General features: G+C 48.0%; 20 protein-coding genes. 7 read left to right on the forward strand and 13 right to left on the reverse strand.

Annotation, left to right across the window (positions count from 1 at the left end):
- Positions 1-7: 7 nt before the first annotated feature.
- Positions 8-457 (reverse strand): ABZJ_00895 family protein, encoded by a 450-nt coding sequence (locus FTU86_RS11585; RefSeq protein WP_180036591.1) that lies wholly within the window; start codon positions 455-457, stop codon positions 8-10.
- A gap of 407 nt (positions 458-864) precedes the next feature.
- Here FTU86_RS11585 and FTU86_RS11590 point away from each other — a divergent pair, with 407 nt between their 5' ends.
- The 3 genes from FTU86_RS11590 to FTU86_RS11600 are packed head-to-tail and all read left to right on the forward strand — an operon-like array spanning position 865 to position 6,831.
- Positions 865-2,115: an exonuclease SbcCD subunit D C-terminal domain-containing protein gene (locus FTU86_RS11590; RefSeq protein WP_075175173.1), complete on the forward strand. Its 1,251-nt coding sequence runs from the start codon at positions 865-867 to the stop codon at positions 2,113-2,115.
- A 9-nt stretch (positions 2,116-2,124) separates the two neighbouring features.
- On the forward strand, positions 2,125-5,730 hold the full coding sequence (locus FTU86_RS11595) for an AAA family ATPase (protein WP_180048526.1): 3,606 nt from the start codon (positions 2,125-2,127) through the stop codon (positions 5,728-5,730).
- A 3-nt stretch (positions 5,731-5,733) separates the two neighbouring features.
- Complete coding sequence (locus FTU86_RS11600) at positions 5,734-6,831, forward strand: acyltransferase (RefSeq protein ID WP_104489467.1); 1,098 nt, start codon at positions 5,734-5,736, stop codon at positions 6,829-6,831.
- Positions 6,832-6,876: 45 nt separating this feature from the next.
- On the opposite strand, the gene FTU86_RS11605 is transcribed toward FTU86_RS11600, so the two are convergent.
- Positions 6,877-7,563: a YggS family pyridoxal phosphate-dependent enzyme gene (locus FTU86_RS11605; RefSeq protein WP_005179764.1), complete on the reverse strand. Its 687-nt coding sequence runs from the start codon at positions 7,561-7,563 to the stop codon at positions 6,877-6,879.
- Positions 7,564-7,686: 123 nt separating this feature from the next.
- Between FTU86_RS11605 and FTU86_RS11610 the strand changes: the two genes are divergently transcribed.
- On the forward strand, positions 7,687-8,724 hold the full coding sequence (locus tag FTU86_RS11610) for a type IV pilus twitching motility protein PilT (protein ID WP_005179768.1): 1,038 nt from the start codon (positions 7,687-7,689) through the stop codon (positions 8,722-8,724).
- Between the two features lie 27 nt (positions 8,725-8,751).
- Positions 8,752-9,870: a PilT/PilU family type 4a pilus ATPase gene (locus FTU86_RS11615; protein ID WP_180048525.1), complete on the forward strand. Its 1,119-nt coding sequence runs from the start codon at positions 8,752-8,754 to the stop codon at positions 9,868-9,870.
- Between the two features lie 72 nt (positions 9,871-9,942).
- Here the strand turns inward: FTU86_RS11615 and fur are convergent, their stop codons facing one another.
- A complete protein-coding gene (gene fur / locus FTU86_RS11620) occupies positions 9,943-10,380 on the reverse strand; it encodes a ferric iron uptake transcriptional regulator (RefSeq protein WP_005179771.1) in 438 nt (145 codons plus the stop codon).
- 112 nt (positions 10,381-10,492) lie between these two features.
- On the opposite strand from fur, the gene FTU86_RS11625 reads away from it, so the two are divergent.
- Positions 10,493-10,891 (forward strand): outer membrane protein assembly factor BamE, encoded by a 399-nt coding sequence (locus FTU86_RS11625; protein ID WP_005179773.1) that lies wholly within the window; start codon positions 10,493-10,495, stop codon positions 10,889-10,891.
- 42 nt (positions 10,892-10,933) lie between these two features.
- On the opposite strand, the gene FTU86_RS11630 is transcribed toward FTU86_RS11625, so the two are convergent.
- The 10 genes from FTU86_RS11630 to FTU86_RS11675 form a co-directional block, all read right to left on the reverse strand.
- Positions 10,934-11,257: an RnfH family protein gene (locus FTU86_RS11630; RefSeq protein WP_005179774.1), complete on the reverse strand. Its 324-nt coding sequence runs from the start codon at positions 11,255-11,257 to the stop codon at positions 10,934-10,936.
- Complete coding sequence (locus FTU86_RS11635; RefSeq protein ID WP_168407550.1) at positions 11,257-12,339, reverse strand: hypothetical protein; 1,083 nt, start codon at positions 12,337-12,339, stop codon at positions 11,257-11,259. The genes FTU86_RS11630 and FTU86_RS11635 overlap by 1 nt, the downstream gene beginning before the upstream one ends.
- 166 nt (positions 12,340-12,505) lie before the next feature.
- A complete protein-coding gene (locus tag FTU86_RS11640) occupies positions 12,506-12,961 on the reverse strand; it encodes a bacteriohemerythrin (protein ID WP_005179777.1) in 456 nt (151 codons plus the stop codon).
- A gap of 256 nt (positions 12,962-13,217) precedes the next feature.
- Positions 13,218-14,066, reverse strand: coding sequence for a class II glutamine amidotransferase (locus tag FTU86_RS11645; RefSeq protein WP_180048527.1), 849 nt, complete (start codon positions 14,064-14,066; stop codon positions 13,218-13,220).
- 86 nt (positions 14,067-14,152) lie between these two features.
- Positions 14,153-14,965 (reverse strand): GNAT family N-acetyltransferase, encoded by an 813-nt coding sequence (locus tag FTU86_RS11650; RefSeq protein WP_045796103.1) that lies wholly within the window; start codon positions 14,963-14,965, stop codon positions 14,153-14,155.
- A gap of 114 nt (positions 14,966-15,079) precedes the next feature.
- Positions 15,080-15,982 carry an acetylglutamate kinase gene (gene argB, locus FTU86_RS11655; RefSeq protein ID WP_005179783.1) on the reverse strand — a complete coding sequence of 301 codons (903 nt, stop codon included), beginning with the start codon at positions 15,980-15,982 and terminating at the stop codon, positions 15,080-15,082.
- Between the two features lie 10 nt (positions 15,983-15,992).
- On the reverse strand, positions 15,993-17,417 hold the full coding sequence (locus FTU86_RS11660) for a phosphomannomutase/phosphoglucomutase (protein WP_180048524.1): 1,425 nt from the start codon (positions 17,415-17,417) through the stop codon (positions 15,993-15,995).
- 193 nt (positions 17,418-17,610) lie between these two features.
- The gene (dut, locus tag FTU86_RS11665; RefSeq protein WP_005179786.1) at positions 17,611-18,063 is read right to left on the reverse strand and encodes a dUTP diphosphatase; all 453 of its coding nucleotides are present in this window, start codon (positions 18,061-18,063) and stop codon (positions 17,611-17,613) included.
- Positions 18,064-18,093: 30 nt separating this feature from the next.
- Positions 18,094-20,133, reverse strand: a complete 2,040-nt coding sequence (locus tag FTU86_RS11670; protein WP_180048523.1) for a UvrD-helicase domain-containing protein — start codon at positions 20,131-20,133, stop codon at positions 18,094-18,096.
- A 127-nt stretch (positions 20,134-20,260) separates the two neighbouring features.
- On the reverse strand, positions 20,261-20,911 hold the full coding sequence (locus tag FTU86_RS11675) for an OmpA family protein (RefSeq protein WP_005179792.1): 651 nt from the start codon (positions 20,909-20,911) through the stop codon (positions 20,261-20,263).
- 242 nt (positions 20,912-21,153) lie between these two features.
- On the opposite strand from FTU86_RS11675, the gene FTU86_RS11680 reads away from it, so the two are divergent.
- The gene (locus FTU86_RS11680) at positions 21,154-22,074 is read left to right on the forward strand and encodes an acyltransferase (RefSeq protein ID WP_005179793.1); all 921 of its coding nucleotides are present in this window, start codon (positions 21,154-21,156) and stop codon (positions 22,072-22,074) included.
- Positions 22,075-22,087 lie beyond the last annotated feature (13 nt).

Genomic DNA, 22,087 nt, shown 5'->3' on the forward strand with positions numbered 1-22,087 from the left:
CCTGATGCTATGAACCAAACATTTTCGCCGCCATCCGCTGCGCCTGTTTGCCATAAAACCAGTACGTCAGCAGATACAGCGGAATGGCAATTAATAACCACATAATCACCACCACGCTTAAAAATTGCGGCTGCTGTAAATACAGCAAAAAATCCTGCCAGATGGTTGGGCTCTGACGGGAAAAAATCCAGATGCCGAGTAATAAAAAGGCCAGATTATAGCCCCAGAAAATCAGGCTAAAACCCAAGGTCAGCTTTTTACGCTCGGCCTGAGACGGTGCGCGCTGCTGCTGTTTTAAAAATTTAAACAGCACCCAGATCATGGCAACCAAGTAAGGCACTGCGGTTAAAATGCCGCCCACACCTGCCGGTAACAATGCAGCCAGTACCCCGCAGATACAGGTAAAGATCAGACAGAAAAATAAAAACCAGAAAAAATAACGTGTTAGAGAAATCATTAAACTGTCTACCTGAGCCATAAGCAACTAGTATAAAAAAAATTGATTTTTTTTGCATGATCCTGTCAACCGTTGTGCCCGAACAGGCGTTATATAGGGCACAAGCTTCATCTCCGGCGAATTTGTAACGGCATCCACAAATTTTTCGGGAAGCTTTGCTAAAGCAATAAGCGAATGTGAATCAAGTTTTTGTATAGCAGCCAAATGCTTTGTTCATCGCACTTTTTATTTGGCCGACGATTTATCATCACTCGAATCGTCGGCTTTTATTTGTCTGGCCTTTGCTGGTGAGCAGCACACATCTTCAGGACAATAAAGATTAAACGTCAGCGTTTTCTATCGGTACAGAATTTTAAATTTCGCCCTCAGCTATAGTATGCTTGCCTAAAGCAAAACAGGTTGATGACATGGCAGTGCATTTTTTTCATACGTCAGATTGGCATTTGGGGCAATTTTTCCATAACCACGATCGTGAATATGAACATGCACAGTTTTTAGACTGGTTATTAGAACAAATCCAGGAAAAACAGCCGAATGCCCTGTTTATTGCCGGGGATATTTTTGATGTGATTAACCCAGCCTCCAGCGCGCAGCGCCAGCTGTACCAGTTTCTGGCCGATGCTCATGCCATTGCACCGCACATGCAAACCCTGATGATTGCCGGTAACCATGACTCCGGCTACCGCATTGAACAGGTGGAACCGTTGCTGGCCAAGTTTAAGGCCAAGGCGGTTGGGGTGATTCAGCGCAATGCCGACAACCAGCTGGATCTCGACCGTTTACTGGTACCAATTTATGATGCCGAAAATACGATTATTGCCTGGTGTCTGACCCTGCCGTTTTTGCGCACTGCGGAAATTACCGGACTGAATGAGCAGACCCAGAACGCCCAGAATGCGATTGCCTATTTACATCAGCAGTTGATTGCCGAAGCCAAACGCCGTAAAACGGAAGATCAGGCACTAATCCTGATGTCACATGCGCATATGCAAGGTGGCGAAACCTCAGATTCAGAACGGCCGATCATTATTGGTCATGAAGAAGCACTTTCCACTGCCCTATTTGATGATGTGATTGACTATGTCGCGCTGGGGCATCTGCATAAACCGCAAAAAGTCCAGCATCCACATATCCGCTATAGCGGCTCTCCAATTCCGCTGTCTTTTAGTGAAATCCAGTACAAGCATCAGGTGCTCGAGGTCAAGATTGACCCGCAGGCTGCGCCCGAACAGCGCCTGCAACTGGGCTCACTGCTGATTCCGCGCAGTGTACAGCTGCACCGTATTCGCGGCAGTCTGGATGAAGTGTTTCAGCAACTGAAAGCCCTCCCGCAAGGTACGGTGGAACGCATCTGCCAGCGTGATTATCTGGAAATTGAATACAGCACCGATGTACCACCACCGGTCGATTTACGCCAGCAGATTGAACAGACCTTGCCTGAACAGCGCTATCGCCTGTTACGCATTTGCCGGGTCTATAGCCCGCAGGAAGATCAGACCGCAGATCAGTCCAAAATTGATCTGGCACCGCCCACACCAGACAGCTTATTCAAACAGCTATGGAGCAAAATGGGCTATCAGCCGGATGCTTCGGTCGAGCGAGATTTTATGCAGCTGCTGATTGAAGCGCAGCACAGCCTTGAACAAGAACAGCCATAAGGATCAGACATGAAAATTTTACGTTTAAGTCTGAACAATCTGGCTTCTATTGCCGGCACCCAAGACATCAACTTTGAAAGCGCACCTTTGGCACATGCTGGCCTGATTGCGATTACCGGAAAAACCGGGGCCGGTAAATCGACCCTGCTTGATGCCATGTGTCTGGCACTATATGACCAGATTCCGCGTTTAAACGGCGCCGCCGGGGCGCTTAAAGATGCCAGCGGTCAGGGCATCTCGATTAAAGATTCTAAAAATATTCTGCGCCGCGGCTGTACCCAAGGCTTTGCCGAACTGGAATTTATTGCGCTGGATCAAAAGCGTTATCTGGCGCGCTGGGAAGTGCGCCGCGCCCGTAACAAGGTCGATGGCAATTTAAAAGTCGAACGCGCGATTACTGCTGTGGAAGATCAGCGCGTGCTGACCCAGAAAATTTCGGAATGCACCCCGACTGTTGAAAAGCTGATTGGGCTGAGTTTTGAGCAGTTTACCCGCGCCGTCTTGCTGGCCCAGTCTGAAGTGGGTGCATTTTTAAAGGCTAAAGATCAGGACCGTGCCGACTTGCTGGAATATCTGACCAATTCCCATATTTTCAGTCTGGTCAGTCAGAAAGCCTTTGAAAAAATCCGCCAGATTCGCAGCGAAAAAGAACAGTTACAACAGCTGATGGGGCATATTGACCTGCTCAGTGATGAACAGCTACAAGCCCTGCAACAGCAGCATGCCCAGAGCAAACTGAGTCTGCATGAAAAACTGCAAAGCGAAAAACTGCTGCTGAATGATTTAAGCTGGTACAAGCAGCAGCATCGTCTGCACAGTGAAATTCAGGCCAAAAAAGAATTTTATCTGGTGCAGGTCGATGCCAACCAGAAAATGCAGCCGCAGCGTGACCTGCTGGTGCAGCTGGACCAGTTTCAGGAAATTCGTGAACAGTATCTGCAGCAGCGCCAGCAACAGTTGCAACAGCAACAGCTGGCGCAGCAACTTGAGCAATTCCAGCCGGAATATCAACACTGTGAACAGCAGCATCAGCAGGCACAGCAGCAGCTGGAACAATTGCAGCACAGCGCGCAACAACAGCAGAAAGAACAGCTACAGTTACAACCCGTGTTAGAACAGGCACTACAGCTGGATGGCCAGATTGAGCATCTGATTCAGCGCTATAAAGAAGCCGATGCCCAGCTGAAACAGATTCAACATGAAAAAATTACGCCACTAACCACCCAGCAGCACGGCCAGCAACAGCACTTACAGCAGTTGCATACGCATTTAGAACATCTGGAACAGCAATCGGTCCAGCATGCCTTTCTGGCAGTATTTGACCGTGAGCCGCACAGTATTTTGCAACGCTTGCAGCAATTTCAGAAACTGCAGCAACAGCTACAGCAGCAGGCACCGACACATGCGCACAGTTCACTGGCCCAGTTGCAACAGCAGCTAGATGATGTAAAACAGCAACAGGCCGATGCGCTCCAGCAGGCCGGCTCAATGGCTGAACTGGAACAGCAAGCCACAGAACTGGAACAGCAGCAGGTACAGCACCAGCAACACAGCCAGCAGCTGGAACAAGCCCTGTTCCTGTTACAACACATGCTGAACGAGCAGCAGGAACAGCAGCAATTACAGCAGCACATGACCCAGCTTCAGGCCGAGCTAAGCAGCTTGCAACAGGCGCAAACTGAAGCACAGCAGCACTACCAGAATGCCCAGACGGCACGTGAACAGCTGGAACAGATTTTTGCCCAGCAGCGTTTATTGCAGGCACAAAGTGTGCAGGAGTTGCGTCAGCAGCTGCAAGCAGAACAGCCGTGTATGGTCTGCGGTAGCACTGAGCATCCATTTGTCAGTCATCAGGATTTGCTGGAATCTGCACTGCAGTCGGTGCAGGACACCCAGTTACAACAGGCCCAGCAGCAGGAACAGCAGTGCCAGCAGCAGCTCCAGCAATTACAACTACAACATTCCAAACAGCAAACCCTGCTGGAACAGAAACAGCTACGCTCTAGCCAGCTTCAAGACAATGTGCAACAGAAACTGCAGCAGGTTCAAAAGCTCAGCCCAAGCACACAGCTGGATGATACAGCACACGATCTGACCGCCTTGCAGACCACACTGCAACACAAGCTAAATCAGCAGCAACAGCAGTTACAGCAGCTAAAAACTCGCCAGCAACAGCTGAAAAGCCAGACCCAGCAGCTGCAACATTTGCAGCAACAGATTCAGTCCCTGCAGTTACTCTGTCAGCAATTCCAGCAGCTGGAACAACTGATTGAACCGGTTACCCAGGCACTGGAACCAGCCCAGCAAGCGCAATGGGCGAACCAGGCCGAGATGTGTCAGACTCTTATTGCCCTGCTGAGCAGCCGGACTCAATACCTGCAACAGCGCGAGCAATGCCTGCAACAGCAGCAGGAATTACAGCGCCAGATCAAAGACGGCGAACAGCAACTACAGTTCTATCAGCAGCAACAGCAACAGCTGAGCAATGACCTTACCCATGCACAAACTCAAGGCAGCCAGTTGCGCCAGCAGGTACGTGATCTCAGCCAGCAACATGCTGGACAGGTGCTGGATACCGGCAAAGCCTGGCAGCAGCTGTTACGAGAGCAGCAGCAACAACTCCAGCAGCAGGTAGAACAGCAACACCTGCACTGCCGTCAGCTGGAACAGCAATTCCAGCAGGCGCAGCTGAAACAGCAAGACCTGCATACACGCCAGCAGCAGCTTCTGGAAAGTGTACAGCAGCTACAGCACAACATTCAGCAGTGGCAAAGCCAGCATCCACAGTTCACTGCCGAGAAGATTGAGCAGTGTCTGGGTATTGATCTGGCCAGCTGGCAGGCCATGCGTCAGGCCATCCAGCAACAGCAGCAAGCCATGCTCAGTGCACAAAGTGCGCTGGATGTATTGCAGGAGCAATTCCAGCAGCATCAGGCCCAGCAACCAACTGCCAGCTATGATGAGGTGACCACCCAACTGGAACAGCTGGAACAAGAAAAAAACAGCTTGCAGGAGCAGTTTAACCAGCTGGAAACCCAGTTACGCATGCAGCAACAGGCGCAGGCACAACTGTCCAAATTCCAGAGCCAGATTGAAAAAATTCAGGCTGAAGAATATCGCTGGGGCCGGATTGCCGATTTAATTGGCAGCAAGGAAGGCACCAAATTCCAGAAAATTGCCCAGGAACATCATCTGGATATTCTGGTGGAACATGCCAACCAGCAACTGCAGCCACTGGCGCCGCGTTATCAGCTACAACGTATTCCCAACAGTCTGGGCCTCGCGATTCTGGATCATGACATGAATGGCGAAATCCGGCCGGTACTGTCTTTATCGGGGGGTGAAACCTTCCTGGTATCACTGGCGCTGGCACTGGCCATTGCCAATATGGCCTCCGGCTCCATGAAACTGGAATCGCTGTTTATTGATGAAGGCTTTGGGACGCTCGATCCGGCCTCGCTACATATGGTCATGAATGCGCTCGACCGGCTGCAAAGCCAGGGCCGTAAAGTGGTGCTGATTTCCCATATTCAGGAAATTCACGAACGGATTCCGGTCCAAATTCAGGTCAAACCAATTGGTGCTGGGGCCAGTACCCTGCAGATCGTAGGTTAGACCATGTTCTGGCACTATCGTCCGCTCTCGCCGCAGCTCAGCCTGCAGCTGGAAAGCCTGCGCGGATGGAGTGCCATTCTGGTGCTGTTCAGCCACTGTTTTCAGGCCTTTATTGGTCCGCTGGATCAAACCCTCTATTCGGGTGTGCGTCTGCTCGGACAAGCCGCAGTGATGATGTTCTTTGTTCTAAGCGGCTATCTGATTGGACATTCCATCCGTCACAATATCCATCGCCATCGACAGTTTTCAGGCTTGGCCTATAGCCGGCAACGCTGCCAGCGTATTCTGGGACCATTTTTATTTGCCATGTTGCTGACCTTGTTATTGTATGCACTGGCGCCCTATTTCTTTGCATCCGGCTCCCATAACATTGAGGCGAGCCAAAGCTTTATGATCCGGCACAGCTATGACATTAGTGCAGCCGATTTTCTCGGTTCACTGTTTTTCGTCAATGGTTTTGTAACGCCGACCGTATCGGCCAATGCTGCCCTCTGGAGCCTGAGTTATGAAGTCTGGTTTTATGTTCTGGCCGGTTGTCTGGTGACATTCAGACCTGGGAGCATCCTGCTGTTTTTAACCCTGCTGCTTGGCTTAAGCCTGCTCAATATCCAGTTCCTGATTTATTTTCTGGTCTGGTTGTTGGCTTTTGCTTTTGCCAGTCCGGCATGGAGCAAACAGATTCCAGCCGCCCAACTGCACTATTTTAAATCCGGTTTTCTGCTCTTGGCGGTGCTGATTGCCCTGTTTGATGCCTACCAGTTTCACTCCATTTATCTGGCGCAGTACTATACTGGCGAAAATTTCAGGCTGTTTAACCTGTGTATCGGGATTGCAGCGGCCTGCTGGCTGCTACAACTGGCGCGTGGTGAACGGCAGATTCAGGTGATCTGGCCGGCTTCCGCGCAGTTTTCCTATACCCTGTATATCACCCATTTCCCGTTGCTGATTTTTATCCTGGGCTGTTTTCCGTTTACGCTGCAGCACGGTTTAGGAGTAGCTCTGCTCAGCCTGATTATCACAATGGCGGTGCTGATTGGTTTTGCCTGGCTGGTGGCGCAAAAACTGGAGCCACCACGCCGGATTGAACGACACTTGTCCTAAGCAGACTGTGATGTCAAACAATAAGCTGAATATTGTGATGCAGCATTATTTCGAATAATCGCGCGCACCAAATAATGCCGTACCAATCCGCACCATGGTCGAACCTGCGGCAATTGCTGCATTTAAATCACCGGACATGCCCATACTTAACGTATCCCAATCTGCAGGCTGTGCATGTTGCGCCTTGACCGTATCAAACAGTTGTTTGGCATCCTGAAAGGCGGCAGTGTTATTTGGTGCCGGAATCACCATCAGGCCACGTAAACGTAAATTCGGCAACCGACTGATCTGCTCGACCAGCGCCGGTACTTCGCCAGGGCTACAGCCATCTTTGCTATCCTGTCCATCAATATTGACCTGCAGGCAGATATTCAGTGGCGCCTGCTGATCGCTGCGCTGATTGGACAAGCGCTCAGCAATAATCAGCCGGTCTACCCCATGCACCCAGGCAAATTTTTCAGCCAGATGTTTGGTTTTGTTGCGCTGCACATGGCCAATAAAATGCCACTCAATCTCTAAATCCTGCAGCGCCTCAATTTTTTCCAGCGCTTCCTGTAAATAGTTTTCGCCAAAGGCTCGCTGTCCGGTCTGGTACATTTCCTGCAACACAGCACTCGGATGGGTTTTGGAAACCGCCAGCAGCTGGACCTCTGCCGGGTCACGCTGCGCCTGCTGACAGGCATGCTGAATTTGTTCTAACACATGTTGACGCGATTTTTGCAGGCTATTCATTGATGCGGTTCTCATTTTCATTCATCTTTTTTACTTTGCCCTCGTGCTAGGTGTTGGTTAAGCTGAGGGAAAGCCGTATTATTCTAACAAAATAATTAAGATTTATATGATCTCGGGGAACTTATGGATATTACAGAACTATTGGCCTTTTCGGCAAAAAATGGGGCATCGGATTTACACCTGTCGGCAGGCATGCCGCCACTGATTCGTGTGGATGGTGAAGTACGCCGCATCAATTTGCCCGCCTTGGAACATAAAGAAGTCCACAAGCTGGTCTATGACATCATGAACGACAAACAGCGCCGTGATTATGAAGATAACCTGGAAACCGACTTCTCGTTTGAAGTCCCGGGCGTGGCGCGTTTCCGTGTTAACGCATTTAACCAGAACCGCGGTGCAGGCGCGGTGTTTCGTACCATTCCCTCTAAAGTGCTGACCATTGAAGATTTGGGAATGGGTCAAATCTTTAGAGATATCTGTGACTATCCACGTGGTCTAGTGCTGGTCACGGGGCCGACGGGTTCGGGTAAATCCACCACCCTGGCGGCGATGATTGACTATATCAATGACAATCGCTATGACCACATCCTGACCGTGGAAGACCCGATTGAATTTGTGCATCAGTCTAAAAAATGTCTGGTCAACCAGCGTGAAGTGCATCGTGATACCCACGGCTTTAACGAAGCACTACGTTCGGCGCTGCGTGAAGACCCGGATATTATTCTGGTCGGTGAGATGCGTGACCTGGAAACCATCCGTTTAGCACTTACTGCGGCAGAAACCGGTCACCTGGTCTTTGGTACCCTGCACACCACCTCGGCGGCAAAAACCATTGACCGTGTGATTGACGTCTTCCCGGCCGAAGAAAAAGACATGGTACGTGCCATGCTGTCTGAATCGTTACAGGCGGTCATTTCCCAAACCCTGCTCAAGAAAAATGGCGGTGGCCGTGTGGCGGCGCATGAAATCATGATCGGGATTCCGGCCATCCGTAACCTGATTCGTGAAAACAAGGTTGCACAGATGTACTCGGCCATTCAAACCGGTGCCAACTACGGTATGAGTACGCTGGACCAGAGCCTAAAAGCCCTGGTCAGCCGTGGCGTGATCAGTCCACAGACCGCGCGTACTGTGGCGAAACAGCCAGAATCGTTCCTCTAATCGTGTGCAGGAAGCCAGGACAGCGCTATGGACTTTAATGATTTATTGAATTTAATGATTCAGCAAAAAGCATCGGACCTGTTTATTACGGCCGATGTTGAGCCTTCCATGAAAATTAACGGCCAGATTGTGCCAGTGGCCAAATCCAAACTGACCGGGGAAATTGTCAGCCAGCTGCTCAACTCGATTATGACCGACAAGCAGCGCAAGGAATTTGCCGATACCCGTGAATGTAACTTTGCCATCACCAACCGTGATAAAAGCGCACGTTTCCGTGTCAGCGCTTTTCAGCAGCGTGATGAACCGGGCATGGTGCTGCGTCGGATTGAAACCAAAATTCCGACCATGGAAGAACTGAAACTGCCGCCAATTTTAAAAGATCTGGCCATGACCAAACGTGGCATCATCATCTTTGTCGGGGCAACCGGTACCGGTAAATCGACCTCTTTGGCGTCAATTATTGGTTATCGTAACCAGAATTCCAAAGGTCATATCATCACCATTGAAGACCCGATTGAATTTGTGCACGAACACGCCGGCTGTATTATTACCCAGCGTGAAGTAGGCATTGATACCGATTCGTTTGAAGTGGCACTGAAAAACACCTTGCGTCAGGCCCCAGATGTGATCCTGATTGGTGAGATCCGTTCACGTGAAACCATGGATTATGCAATTGCCTTTGCCGAAACCGGTCACCTGGTATTTGCCACCCTGCACGCCAACAACGCCAACCAAGCCATTGACCGGATTATCCACTTCTTTGAGGCTGACCGTCATGGCCAGCTGTTTATGGATTTATCACTGAACCTGAAAGCCATTGTGGCACAGCAGCTGATTCCTACTATTGATGGCAACTCACGTCGTGCCGCGATTGAACTGCTGATTAACTCGCCACTGGTGTCCGATTTAATCCGTAAAGGCGATGTGCACGAAATTAAAGACCTGATGAAGCGTTCACGTGAGTTGGGTATGCAAACCTTTGACCAGGCCCTGTATGACCTGTATAAAGCCAAGCAGATCAGCTACAAAGATGCCCTGAAACATGCTGACTCACCAAACGATTTGCGTCTGCAAATCAAGCTGTCGGAAGAAGGCGGCGAGCGTTTAATGCATGCCACTTCGAATATTACCTTCGACGGGCAATAATTTTAGGCAAAAAAAACAGGCTGATCTTCAGCCTGTTTTTATGGGTTGATTTATTGATGGGCAGTTTTGCGCTTATTTTTTACGGAACGCTTCGCGGCATTCCGGCGCATCGCAGTAGCCATATAAATTCAGTGAGTGACCGGTCAGTTCAAAACCAAACTTTTTCGCCACTTCATGCTGTTCGTGTTCAATCACGTCGTTGGTAAATTCCACCACTTTATTACAGTTCTGGCATACCAGGTGGTCGTGGTGATCTTCCTGCATAATTTCAAAAACCGAATGATTATTTTCAAAATTATGACGCTCGATAATCCCCGCGGCTTCAAACTGTGTTAACACGCGATACACAGTTGCTAAACCCACATCTTCACCCTGTTCGAGTAAAGTCTTGTAAATATCTTCCGCGCTTAAGTGATGTTGTCTTGAATTTTCTAATAATTCCAATATTTTAATTCGTGGAAGTGTAACTTTAAGGCCAGCTTTGCGTAGATCTTGATTTGAAATAGGCATGAAAAAAGGTCTCTCAACAAAATTAAAGTTGGAATATGCAACAAAGTTAAGATGCAGTATGATCTATGCTTGGATCGAATGCATCAATAATTAATTGGGATAGTGTAGCAAAATGCAAAAAGTCATGTTGACGTTATTCGTCACTTCATTGCTCATGGGTTGTTCGACCTTGGGCGTTTATAAAGTAGATATTCCTCAAGGCACCCCCTTAACCCAAGCACAAGCTGCAAAAATTCAGGTCGGCATGAGCCACCAACAGGTCCGCTTTTTGCTGGGCAGCCCAACCATTTCAGATCCAATGAATCCTTTACGTTGGGACTATATTTACCATTATATCCCAGGAACCTATGCTAAAAAAGCCAAGATTCCCGCTGCACAAGGTCAACACTTAAAAATCTACTTCGATCAAACCGGTATTGTGCAGAAAATTGAAGGTTTAGAAACCATTCCTGAACAGCAACCAGGCTTACCGGGTTCAAAAGAAGCAATTTTAACCGCGCCCCCACTATAGCCCCTTTCAGATAAAAAGAAACCCCTCAGTGAGGGGTTTTTCTTATGAACTCAATTGCTTAAAGCGATTGCCTTTGGCATAGCGGCCCACCGGGTTTTTCGCTGCTCGTTTGCGGCGGATATCTTTCGGATTAATGGTCAGCGGCCGGTAAATCTCGACCCGGTCACCCGGTTGCAGTGGCTGCTGCGCATCGGTTAAACGGCTACCAAAAATTCCCAGTTGCAGCGGTTCAGGCAAACTGACCTGTTCGCTAATCCCGCTCTGCTGAATCGCATCCAGCGCAGTCATGCCATTTTGATACGGCACTGCCAGATGAAACTGCTGTTCGGCTGAGGCAAAAGCCACCCAGACATACTGCGCAGTCATCAGAACATTTGTCCAATCACGGCCAGCAGCGCAGCAATAATTGCCAGTGGCAAGACAATACGGATGGCAATACGCCACAGGTTATAAAAGGCTTCACTGCTGAAGTTCATGGATTTACGCAAATGACTGATTTTCATGATCCAACCGGCGAAAATCGCATAAATCAGACAAATCACCAGGCCCCAGATCATCAGCAGCGGATTTAACACACTGGCCAGACCTGGAATGGCCCAGATCAACGTGGCTGCCAGCAGAATGATCCATTGAATTGCCACTGCAATCTGACGCTGTGCCAACTGTTCACGTGCCAGTTGCAGGATGAGCGCAGCAGCCATCACCACAGCAAAAGCCAGCGCAAAAGCGGGTAGCTGGGCAGTCGCGGCAAAGAAAGCAAAGGCAACCACGGCCAGTAATTGCGCCAGCCAGATCGGGAACACGGTTTTGGTCGCCACCTGTTGCTGTTGTACCGCCGGCAAACTGGTTTGCCAGTACAGACCCAGACCTAGGCCACTAGCCACCAACGCCAGTACTGTGGCATTGCCCCACTCGCCAAACTCAAGCGCGGTCATTTGCCATTCAGCAACCGGAGCACCCATCACTTGCGCCAGAATAAAGGCAGCAATCACACCGACCGCAGTCAGGCCAAGCAGCAGCAGACGCGAAATAAAAGACAATGCCAGGGCAACCAGTGCCAAGCCAATAAAAATCCACAACGGTAGAATCGTTGGCAGTGCCAGCTGGGTCAGCATTTGGCTGACATTAAACAGCATCGCGCCTGCTAAAAATGGAATAAACACCGCGGCCAGCCAGCCCACCAGACGCCACTGTGCAGAGGCATCGGCATCACGGGTCAAACTGGATAGAGCCTGCAAGGCTGTAGTTTTTGAGCGCTTGGCCAGCGCAATTTCCATATAGGTCAATGGCAAGGCCAGCACCAGCATGGTACCCAACCACAGCAACCAGAAGTCCAGTTGACGTTCCAGCTGAATGCCAGTGACCGGTGCCAGTGTGGCAATCAGAATAAATGATAAACAAAATGCCATCAGCGGCGATAACCATCGTGACATAGCATTGTCCTGCATGATGCTTTCCTAATAAAAATCTATCGCTATTTTGCCCTTGTCACCCGGGAAAATCAAAAACTAAAAAAGAAAAAGCAAACCATTGCCATCAATGGTTTGCTGCGCTAGTTTTTAGTCCAATATTGTTGTTCTCTGGTTTTATTAATTGTGCAGTAATTTATTCTGTTTATGAGAAGAAACGGGCAAACCAGTTTTTACCTTTTTTCTTTTCTTTTTCCTGAATAATACCCATCATATTTTCTTTTACAGCGCCAACATAATCTGCATCATCATGCTGAATATGGTTAATTAACCATTTTGACAACACTTCGTGCAGTTCTCCTTCAATGGAATGCCCCATTTCAAAGCGTTCACGATACGACTCGATTTTTTTAATAAATAAGTCATGTACGCGTTTATGTGGTACGCGGTATTTATAACCGGCTTCTTCTTGTAAAGATTCTTCAAAGGTAAAATGAGACTGGGTATAGTCAATAATATTATCGAGAATCTGTTTAATACGGGCACGATCGGTATTTTCACCAATCTCGACAATTTCGTTAATATAATCAAGAATACGTTTATGTTGGTCATCAATCACATCGATGCCAGTATTATATTCTGGAATCCACTTCATTTTCATACGACCACCCCTGAATCAAATGATTTATAAGCTTTGAGCATAGTAGCCATATTTAATTTAAAATAAAAATGAAGTGATTTACTTGGGATTCCTGTTTCTGCCAACAAATTCACACAAACCCTTGTTTTATAATGTTTATATTATTTTAACCTGAGTAAAAGAGTCAGTTATTATTTAACCGTTTTATTATTTTCTGCCGTATTTTTAGACTTAAATAAAATACGGCACTATTTAAAATAAAATATACAACAGTAGATTAATATTGATCGGCGCGGGTAATCCGTTTTAATTCCGGATTCAGACGTTCTTTTTCCAAACGTTCAATATAAGTCAGCTGTTTTCTGACCGGCTGTCCCTGCTGGAATAAAATCATTTCGCCGGGGCTAAAAGCCTGCCAGGTTTCATTTTGAGTCAACGGTTCAGTGGTAATCACCGCCACCCGATCTTCCGGTGTGGTAACCTGGCTAAAATCGACCTCGACATCAATATCAATTAATTGTGCCGGTTTAAACGGGTATTCACGCACCAGCCAGTGCAGTTTGGTGGTGGCATAGCTAAACAGCGCCTGACCATTAGACAGACAGAAGTTAAAGGTGCCATGCTCGGCAATTTTCGGGGAAATTTCGGTCAGCAGTTCAAAGAGCTGCTCTAAAGACGGTTCCACAAAACCGAATTTCAGTACCATCTGATCGAGCAAATAACAGAATGCCCGCTCGCTATCGGTATTGCCCACCGGGGTAAAATGACCGCTTAAGGCTGGATCAAAATGGTGTAAATCGCCATTATGGGCAAAAATCCAGTGGCGTCCCCACAGCTCCCGAATAAAGGGATGGGAATTTTCCAGGGTAATTTTGCCTTGCGTGGCTTTGCGAATATGCGCAATCACATTGCGTGATTTAATTGGATAGTTGCGTACCAGCTCGGCAATGGGCGATTCCACTGCCGACTGGTTATCGACAAATAAGCGGCAGGCCTTGTCTTCAAAAAAGGCGATGCCAAAGCCATCACTATGGTCGGAAGTTATGCCAGCACGTTGTGAAAAACCACGAAATGAAAAGGTAATATCAGTAGGTGTTGCACAATTCATTCCGAGTAACTGGCACATACAAGACTTCAACATCTGATTAAAACTGCATTTATTGTGCATGACTCTGTCAGGCCATGCAAATCACAATCGCTGCAAAGTTTTATTTATTCCACAATGTGGCGGGTATTTTTCTTGAGTACCATCTTTTTTAGCACCTGGTTCATTTCGACAAAGACAAAATAATCCAGACAGTTAAACTCCTGATCATAATAGGCTTCGGTGGACAGCTTGCCCTGCATTTTCAGGTAAATATCAAACAGCTTGGGAATCCGGCCCTGTTTCAGCGAAGTCATTTCAGAGGCCTGCGGAATATACGCCTGTTTCGAGGCAATGCTACAGCGCTGCTGTTCGCTTAACTGCTGGATATACTGATGGGTATGATAGGCACGCGCTTCATTGCCTTCTAAACGCACACTAACACAGCCAATCAAATAGCGGGCTTTCATGCTCCACAGTACTTTGGGCACCAGATTCAGCCATAAAATGGATAAGGCTTTACCGGCCCGATGCCGTGGATGCACGCAGGTACGGCCAATTTCCACAATATTGTTGAGATGCTTTAATTGCTCTTCAATGGCAAATTCGCTGGCACTATAACTTTGCGCCAGCTCATGCCCTTGAAACAGTTTTAATCGGGTATAGGCCACAATTTCCCCACTGGCCTTGTCCCTTAATACGGCATGTTCGCAGCCAAAATCGTAAACATCCTGATCCAGTCCATGCTCGAACTGTAAACCAAACTGGTTGGCAAACTGCTCGGCGCGGAATTGCTGTACTTCTTTTAACTGTTTTAAATTTTCAACCCATTCAAAGCTGTATTCTGTTTTTGTTGTGGTTTTAAAATCATATTTGGCATGATTTTTTTTGCTTAAAGGAAAACTCAAATTTTGTCGATATTGATTGAGTTTGGCTAACATCGATCAGCACTCCTAATGTTCTGCCTATACACTAGGCGATGCAGATGACAATTCAATGACCAAAAATCAGCCATAAAAAAAGGCCTCCTTAGAGACCTTGAGTTGTTTTAACTCTTAGTGTTTGGCGGCACGGTTGGTAATTAAAGTGCCCACCCCATGGTCAGTAAAGACTTCCAGCAAGGAAGCATGTGGCACACGCCCATCGACAATATGCGCACTGACCACGCCATTTTTGACAGCATCCAGCGCACAGCCTACTTTCGGAATCATACCGCCATAAATTACGCCAGTTTCAATTAACTGATCGACTTCCTGAGTGGTTAAACCGGTCAGCAGGTTCTTGTTGGCATCCAGTACACCCGTAATGTTGGTCAACAGAATCAGTTTTTCTGCGCCCAAAGCTTCAGCGACCTTACCAGCCACCAGATCGGCATTAATATTATAGGTATTCCCCTCTTCATCGACGCCCAACGGTGCAATCACCGGAATAAAATCACTTTGGGTAAACATTTCCAGTACGTCGGTTTTCACGCCGACCACTTCACCGACCAAGCCTAAATCAATTTTCTGTACTGAGCCATCTTCTGCAGTTTTTTCCATCAGCAGTTTTTTGGCCCGAATCAGGTTGCCATCTTTACCGGTCAAACCAATGGCACGACCGCCATGCTGGTTAATTAAATTGACGATAGATTTATTCACGCTACCGCCGAGCACCATTTCCACCACTTCCATGGTCGCCGGATCAGTCACGCGCATGCCATCAATACGGTCAGATTCACGGCCCAGCTGTTTCAGGAAGGAATCGACCTGTGGACCACCGCCATGCACCACAATCGGGTTTAAACCGACCGTTTTAAGCAGCACAATGTCACGTGCAAATGAACTTTCCAGCTCAGGATCGGTCATGGCATTGCCACCATATTTCACGACCAGCGTTTTACCCATAAAACGTTGAATATACGGCAAAGCTTCTGTCAGAATCTGTGCTTTGTCGATGCCAGTCTGTTGCTGTGGCATGCGCCTCTCCTTATTGAGCATCTAAAATGTCTTGAGCAATCTGCGGATAACGGTTGCTCAGCATGGAAACAAAGGTATGACGAATATCCGCTAATCGTGCCGGATTATCGGCATCAAAACGTACTGTAAAATATTCGCCCGTATTCGATGCTCGAATAATGCCAAAACCATCTTCAAAATCAAGTCGAACGCCATCAATTTTACTTAATTGTGCGGCCAATGGCTGACTTAAGGTTTCAAGCTCATGTAAAACATGCGCTGAAGCAATGTTGTGAGTGCTGATATAAGTATCTTCAGTACAACAGCGTTCAGGATATTTGGCCAGCAGTTCAGACAGGCTTCGCTCCGGGCGCTGGCTTAAATATTCCATCACCCGCAGCGCGGCATACAGGCCATCATCATAGCCAAAGCCGCGCCCGTCATTAAAGACATAGTGCCCGGCATATTCACCGCCAAACACTGCGTGTCCCTTTGATTGCGCCAGATACTGACGCAGGAAGGTGCTGCCGGTACGAATCATTACCGGATGGCCACCCAGCGCGCGTACCGTGTTACGCACCATGGTCGAACACTTCACATCAAACACCACTTCATGCTGTGGATGTTGCTGTAAACACATTTCGGCAAACAATGCCAGCAAACGGTCTGCACCAATCACTTTGGCCTGTTCATCGACCAGAACCAGACGGTCGCCATCGCCATCCAGTGCAATGCCTAAATCTGCCTGATGCTGCTGTACCGCCTGTTTCAGCTTGCTTAAATGTTTTTCCTGAGAGGGATCTGGGGCATGATCGGGGAAATGCCCATTGGCCTCACAGCGGATTGTGATGAGCTCGCAGCCCAGTTTTTGCAAGACCAGCGCAGCGCAGCGACCCGCTGAACCATGCAGACCATCGAGCACCACCTTAAAACAGCGCTGTAATTGAATATCATCGAGTAGCGCCTGCTGATACTGCAGGCAAAATTCCGGATAAATCTGATGCGGCTGTTCAGCCACAGGCTGCTGTCGATGTGCCAGAAAATAGTTGCTGGCATGGGCCGCCACCTGCTGGATCTTGTCTGGCGTCGGGGGTTCTCCACCCAGAATCCATTTAATACCATTGTCAGATTTGGTATTGTGACTGGCCGTAACCATAATGCCATTGCCATCAAACTGGCGGGCAATGTAATACAGCATCGGACTGGAACAACAGCCCATTAAGGTCGGGCTTAAGCCCTGCTGCTGGAGCACCTGCATGATCAGATCGGCATAGGCCGGACTGCTGAGTCGAGCATCATAACCAATCACCACGCGTGTGCTGCCCGTGTTTTTAATTTGTACGGCCAAACCCAACGCCACCGCTTGCACCAGTTCAGGCGTCAGCAAAGTCACCTTGCCACGAATGTCGTAAGCACGGAAAACCTGAAAAGGGAAACTGGACTGTTGAATATCCATGGCAGAACTACTTTATATATGAATAGGGAGAATGATTGTTTTAGGCTTTTTAATATAAATTAATATAAGAACTGATTCTATGCGGCCGAAAACAGAATTCACGCTACAAAATGTAATTTTAAGTGTTTGTTGCGTTACTTTCTAGCGTGTTGTGACAAAGCCTAATGTTTAGGCTTTATCATTCAAGCAGATTTTAAGCTTTACCGGTATGGCCAAAACCGCCAGCACCACGTTCGGTGGCTTCAAATTCCTCAACCAGATCAAACTGGGCTTGTACCACCGGCACCAGCACATATTGCGCCAGACGCTCACCTGGTTCCAGGCTAAATGCAGTCTGACCACGGTTCCATACCGACACCATCAGCTCACCCTGATAGTCAGAATCAATCAGGCCAACCAGGTTGCCGAGCACAATACCGTGTTTATGGCCCAGACCCGAACGCGGCAGAATTAAACCGGCAAAATGCGGATCTTCAATATAAATCGCCAGACCGGTTTTCACCAATACGGTTTGACCCGGCTCAATGACAGTGGTCTCATGCACGCAGGCACGCAAATCCAGACCTGCCGAACCAGAGGTGGCATAGGTTGGCATTGGCCATTCTTGGCCCAAACGTGCATCAAGCACTTTTACCTGAACTTTCATCAGTAATTCCTGTTTATATCAATGAATGGTTTAGCGTTTAATTAACGCACGTAAATTTTCCAGATAATGCTGGGCCTGCAGTTTCGGATCGATATCGCCAGCCAGCTTTTTCTTGCGACCCAGCCATTCCAGCTCATCTTGTGGCATTTCATCTAGGAAGCGGCTTGGGGTCATCTGTTTCATCTGCCCGCCAGCCTTACGCTGCTCGGCCAGGGTAATGGTGAGGCCTTGACGCGCACGGGTAATGCCCACGTACATCAAACGGCGTTCTTCTTCGACCGTCTCAGCCACAATCGAGTTTTTATGCGGCAGAATTTCCTCTTCCAGTCCAATTAAATAGACATACGGAAATTCCAGACCTTTGGAGGCATGCAAGGTTAATAAGTTGACCTTGTCAGTGTCTTCCTCCTCCTGTTGCTGCTCCAGCATATCCAGCAGCACCATTTTACGGATCACGCTTTCAATATTTTTTTCGTCCACATCTTCAGCGCGGTTAATCAGGCTTTGAATACTGCTGTACAGCACTTCAATATTGTCCAGCTTGGTTTTTTCCTGCGCAGGCGTGGCGGCGCTTTCTTTGACGTAGTCGATATAACCAGCTTCGTTCATCATCTGGCGGATGATTGGCACCGGTTCATCATCTTCCAGCAATTCACGGGTAAAGTTCTGGATAAAGTCGGCAAACTCGGCCAGCTGAGTCGTGGCTTTTTTCGGAATGGCCATGGTCAAACGCTGATCACCTGCTGCCGCCAGCAAGGACAGATGGTTTTCCTGTGCAAATAAGCCCAGTTTTTCCAAGGTCACCGGGCCGATGGCACGTTTTGGCGTGTTGATAATGCGCAGGAAAGCACTGTCATCTTCCGGGTTAATAATCAGCCGTAAATAGCTCATCACATCTTTAATTTCTGCCCGGGCGAAGAAAGACTGACCTCCTGACAGCTTGTACGGAATCTGCATCTGGCGCAGCTGGGTTTCCAGAATACGCGCCTGGAAGTTACCGCGATACAAAATCGCATAATCTTTCCAGTTTTTACCGTTCATCAGTTTATGCGTGATCAGGTCTTTGACCACGCGCTCTGCTTCATCATCATCATTGCGGCAGGTAATCACCCGGATGACTTCACCATGGCCTTTGTCCGACCAGAGTTTTTTGTCAAAAATATGCGGGTTATTGCCAATTACAGTATTGGCCGCTTTTAGAATCCGGCTGGTGGAGCGGTAGTTCTGCTCCAGCTTGATCACTTTTAAATTTGGGAAATCTTCTTTTAAGAGCGCCATATTTTCCGGTTTGGCGCCGCGCCAGGCGTAAATGGACTGGTCATCATCCCCTACGGCGGTGAACTGTCCCATTACCCCGACCAGAAGTTTGACCAGAATATACTGCGCGGTGTTGGTGTCCTGATACTCATCGACGAGCAAATAACGCACCCGGTTTTGCCATTTATCGCGGACTTCAGCATTTTCCTTCAATAACCGGGTTGGCATCACAATCAGGTCATCAAAATCGACTGCGTTATAGGCACGTAAATTACGCTCATACAGCTGATATAAATGCGCCATTTGGATATCTTCTGGCGTTTCACAGGTGGTATGTGCCTGCTCCGGTGGAATCAGGTCATTTTTCCAGTCCGAAATCATTTTCATGGCCCGCGCAATCAGCTCTTTGCTTTCTGCACCCGATAAATTGTCGCGATGCATCAGATCCATCAGAATGCGTTTGCAGTCGTCGGCATCCAGAATCGAAAAGTTGGCTTTAAGCGGGGTATGTTTCAGCTCTAAACGCAGTAAATTTAAACCGAACGTATGGAAGGTCGAGACCGAAAGACCTTTGGCTTCTTCACGCAACAGCAACTTACCAACCCGCTCTTTCATTTCACGCGCGGCCTTGTTGGTAAATGTCATGGCGGTAATCCGGTGTGCCGGAATACGGCATTGCTGCACCAGATAGGCAATTTTCCGGGTAATCACCGAGGTTTTACCTGAACCTGCACCTGCAAGCACTAACAAGGGTCCTTGAGTATATTTCATGGCTTCAAGTTGCTTGTCATTGAGTTGACTTGCCAGTGACATAGTGTTTCCTCTATTTCGGTTCGAGCTCGATTATAGTCATCTCCACCACAGTTGCCTAATCTAAAATGCTGCTTTTCTGGTCATAAAAAAAACCACCCGAAGGTGGTTTTTTGAATTCTGGACCGAATTACTGGATCGCGTAAATGCTGATCTCAACACGACGGTTTTGTTCACGGCCTTCTGCAGTTGCGTTAGACGCGATCGGGTTTGATGAACCGTGACCTTGGGCATTAATACGTGCAGTTGATACACCACGAGATGCCAGGTAGCTCGCTACAGATTGTGCACGCGCCTGAGATAACGGGATGTTGATAGAGTCATTACCGGTGCTGTCAGTATAACCTGTCACCAAGATACCGCTCTTGTTATCTTCAGTCAGAACTTGCGCCACTTTATCTAGAGTTGCATAGAAGTTTGGCTTGATGTTTGACTTGTTGGTATCAAAAGTAATGTTACCTGGCATGATCAGGCCAACAGAACCATCTGGGTTACGGTTAACATCTACACCGGTACCAGCCATTTGTTGACGTAATTTTTTCTCTTTATTGTCCAGGTAGATACCTGCAGCCCCACCGAGTACCGCACCAATTGCTGCTGCACGGTTGTTTTGTGCGCTGGTATTGGCATTCCCTTTAGAAACACCATAACCTGCTGCCGCACCAATAATGGTTCCTAATGCGGTTTTGTCATATTCTACGCCGCCCAGGTTATTACCAGTGGTTTGACAACCTGTTAATACCATTGCCCCGACTACTGCTGAAATTGCTAGTGCACGCATCGCATGCCTCCTTACTTGTGTTTTTCGTATATGGGAAAGTTTGGATGAAATAAAGTGCTTAGACCATTGATTTTTTGTTAATAAATAAACTTTTATTTACAATTTGCAATAATCTCATGTTGTTTTACGCATAAGTTCACCATAATTCCTACACAGTTTCACTTCAACACTTTTTTATTTTAAAAACAACAATTATATTGGGCAGAACTTCGTATAAGTTGTTTTTATATTCAGGACTGTTTATGTCATCTAAAACCAATAAGCAACCGCTCTTAAAAAAAATCACAAAAGGGCTTACGGTCAGCTCAGTGATCACCGGCAGCACTTTTTTACATGGACCGCCGGTACTGGCTTTGGGCCTGACCAAATTGTTCAAGAAATCGGCCAAGGTCGACCAGACCAATATCCAGATTACCAACAGCTGGCTGAGTGTCAACAACTGGCTGATTGACCATGTATTACCCAATACCCACTGGGACATCAGTATTGAAGATGGTCTGGAACTGAGCATGCAGGGCCGTTATTTAATGACCTGTAACCACCAGAGCTGGGTCGATACCACCGTCAACCAGTATTTCGGTTTAACCCGCATGCCGCTGACCCGTTTCTTTACCAAATGGGAACTGATCTTCATTCCTTTTGTCGGACAGGCCTTTAAAATTCTGGGCTTCCCGATGATGAAGCGGCATACCAAAGAACAGATTGCCAAAAATCCGGCGCTAAAAGACCGCGACATGCTGGAAGCGCGTAAATCCTGCGAACAGCTGCTCAGCCAGCCGTTTACCCTGCTCAACTATCTGGAAGGCACGCGCTTTACCCAGGAAAAACATGATCAGCAACAATCACCGTATCAGCATCTGCTGAAACCCAAAGCTGGCGGTCTGGCCTTGGCGCTGAATATTCTGGGCAATGAAATTGATGCGCTGGTAGATATGACCATTGTGTATCCGGACGGCGCACCGGGCTATGGCGAATTCTGGCTGGGCGAAGTGCCGCGTATTGCGGTCAATCTGCGGAAAATTGACATTCCAGACTGGGTGCTGGGTGGCGATTATGAAGAAGATGCCGCATATCGGGAACGTTTTCAGGACTGGGTGCATCAACTCTGGACAGAGAAAGATCAGCTCATTCATGAGATGAAACAGAAATTTGCTGAGCAGTAAGCGAGTACCAAAA

This window comes from Acinetobacter sp. YH12155 (genome assembly GCF_013418255.1).
GTDB classification, from domain to species: Bacteria; Pseudomonadota; Gammaproteobacteria; order Pseudomonadales; family Moraxellaceae; genus Acinetobacter; species Acinetobacter indicus.

What these genes read in the sequence shown, in the direction of transcription:
- FTU86_RS11585 (WP_180036591.1), bottom strand. Translation starts at nt 457, where the DNA reads ATGATTTCTCTAACACGTTATTTTTTCTGGTTTTTATTTTTCTGTCTG.
- FTU86_RS11590 (WP_075175173.1), top strand. Translation starts at nt 865, where the DNA reads ATGGCAGTGCATTTTTTTCATACGTCAGATTGGCATTTGGGGCAATTT.
- FTU86_RS11595 (WP_180048526.1), top strand. Translation starts at nt 2,125, where the DNA reads ATGAAAATTTTACGTTTAAGTCTGAACAATCTGGCTTCTATTGCCGGC.
- FTU86_RS11600 (WP_104489467.1), top strand. Translation starts at nt 5,734, where the DNA reads ATGTTCTGGCACTATCGTCCGCTCTCGCCGCAGCTCAGCCTGCAGCTG.
- FTU86_RS11605 (WP_005179764.1), bottom strand. Translation starts at nt 7,563, where the DNA reads ATGAATAGCCTGCAAAAATCGCGTCAACATGTGTTAGAACAAATTCAG.
- FTU86_RS11610 (WP_005179768.1), top strand. Translation starts at nt 7,687, where the DNA reads ATGGATATTACAGAACTATTGGCCTTTTCGGCAAAAAATGGGGCATCG.
- FTU86_RS11615 (WP_180048525.1), top strand. Translation starts at nt 8,752, where the DNA reads ATGGACTTTAATGATTTATTGAATTTAATGATTCAGCAAAAAGCATCG.
- fur (WP_005179771.1), bottom strand. Translation starts at nt 10,380, where the DNA reads ATGCCTATTTCAAATCAAGATCTACGCAAAGCTGGCCTTAAAGTTACA.
- FTU86_RS11625 (WP_005179773.1), top strand. Translation starts at nt 10,493, where the DNA reads ATGCAAAAAGTCATGTTGACGTTATTCGTCACTTCATTGCTCATGGGT.
- FTU86_RS11630 (WP_005179774.1), bottom strand. Translation starts at nt 11,257, where the DNA reads ATGACTGCGCAGTATGTCTGGGTGGCTTTTGCCTCAGCCGAACAGCAG.
- FTU86_RS11635 (WP_168407550.1), bottom strand. Translation starts at nt 12,339, where the DNA reads ATGCAGGACAATGCTATGTCACGATGGTTATCGCCGCTGATGGCATTT.
- FTU86_RS11640 (WP_005179777.1), bottom strand. Translation starts at nt 12,961, where the DNA reads ATGAAAATGAAGTGGATTCCAGAATATAATACTGGCATCGATGTGATT.
- FTU86_RS11645 (WP_180048527.1), bottom strand. Translation starts at nt 14,066, where the DNA reads ATGTGCCAGTTACTCGGAATGAATTGTGCAACACCTACTGATATTACC.
- FTU86_RS11650 (WP_045796103.1), bottom strand. Translation starts at nt 14,965, where the DNA reads ATGTTAGCCAAACTCAATCAATATCGACAAAATTTGAGTTTTCCTTTA.
- argB (WP_005179783.1), bottom strand. Translation starts at nt 15,982, where the DNA reads ATGCCACAGCAACAGACTGGCATCGACAAAGCACAGATTCTGACAGAA.
- FTU86_RS11660 (WP_180048524.1), bottom strand. Translation starts at nt 17,417, where the DNA reads ATGGATATTCAACAGTCCAGTTTCCCTTTTCAGGTTTTCCGTGCTTAC.
- dut (WP_005179786.1), bottom strand. Translation starts at nt 18,063, where the DNA reads ATGAAAGTTCAGGTAAAAGTGCTTGATGCACGTTTGGGCCAAGAATGG.
- FTU86_RS11670 (WP_180048523.1), bottom strand. Translation starts at nt 20,133, where the DNA reads ATGTCACTGGCAAGTCAACTCAATGACAAGCAACTTGAAGCCATGAAA.
- FTU86_RS11675 (WP_005179792.1), bottom strand. Translation starts at nt 20,911, where the DNA reads ATGCGTGCACTAGCAATTTCAGCAGTAGTCGGGGCAATGGTATTAACA.
- FTU86_RS11680 (WP_005179793.1), top strand. Translation starts at nt 21,154, where the DNA reads ATGTCATCTAAAACCAATAAGCAACCGCTCTTAAAAAAAATCACAAAA.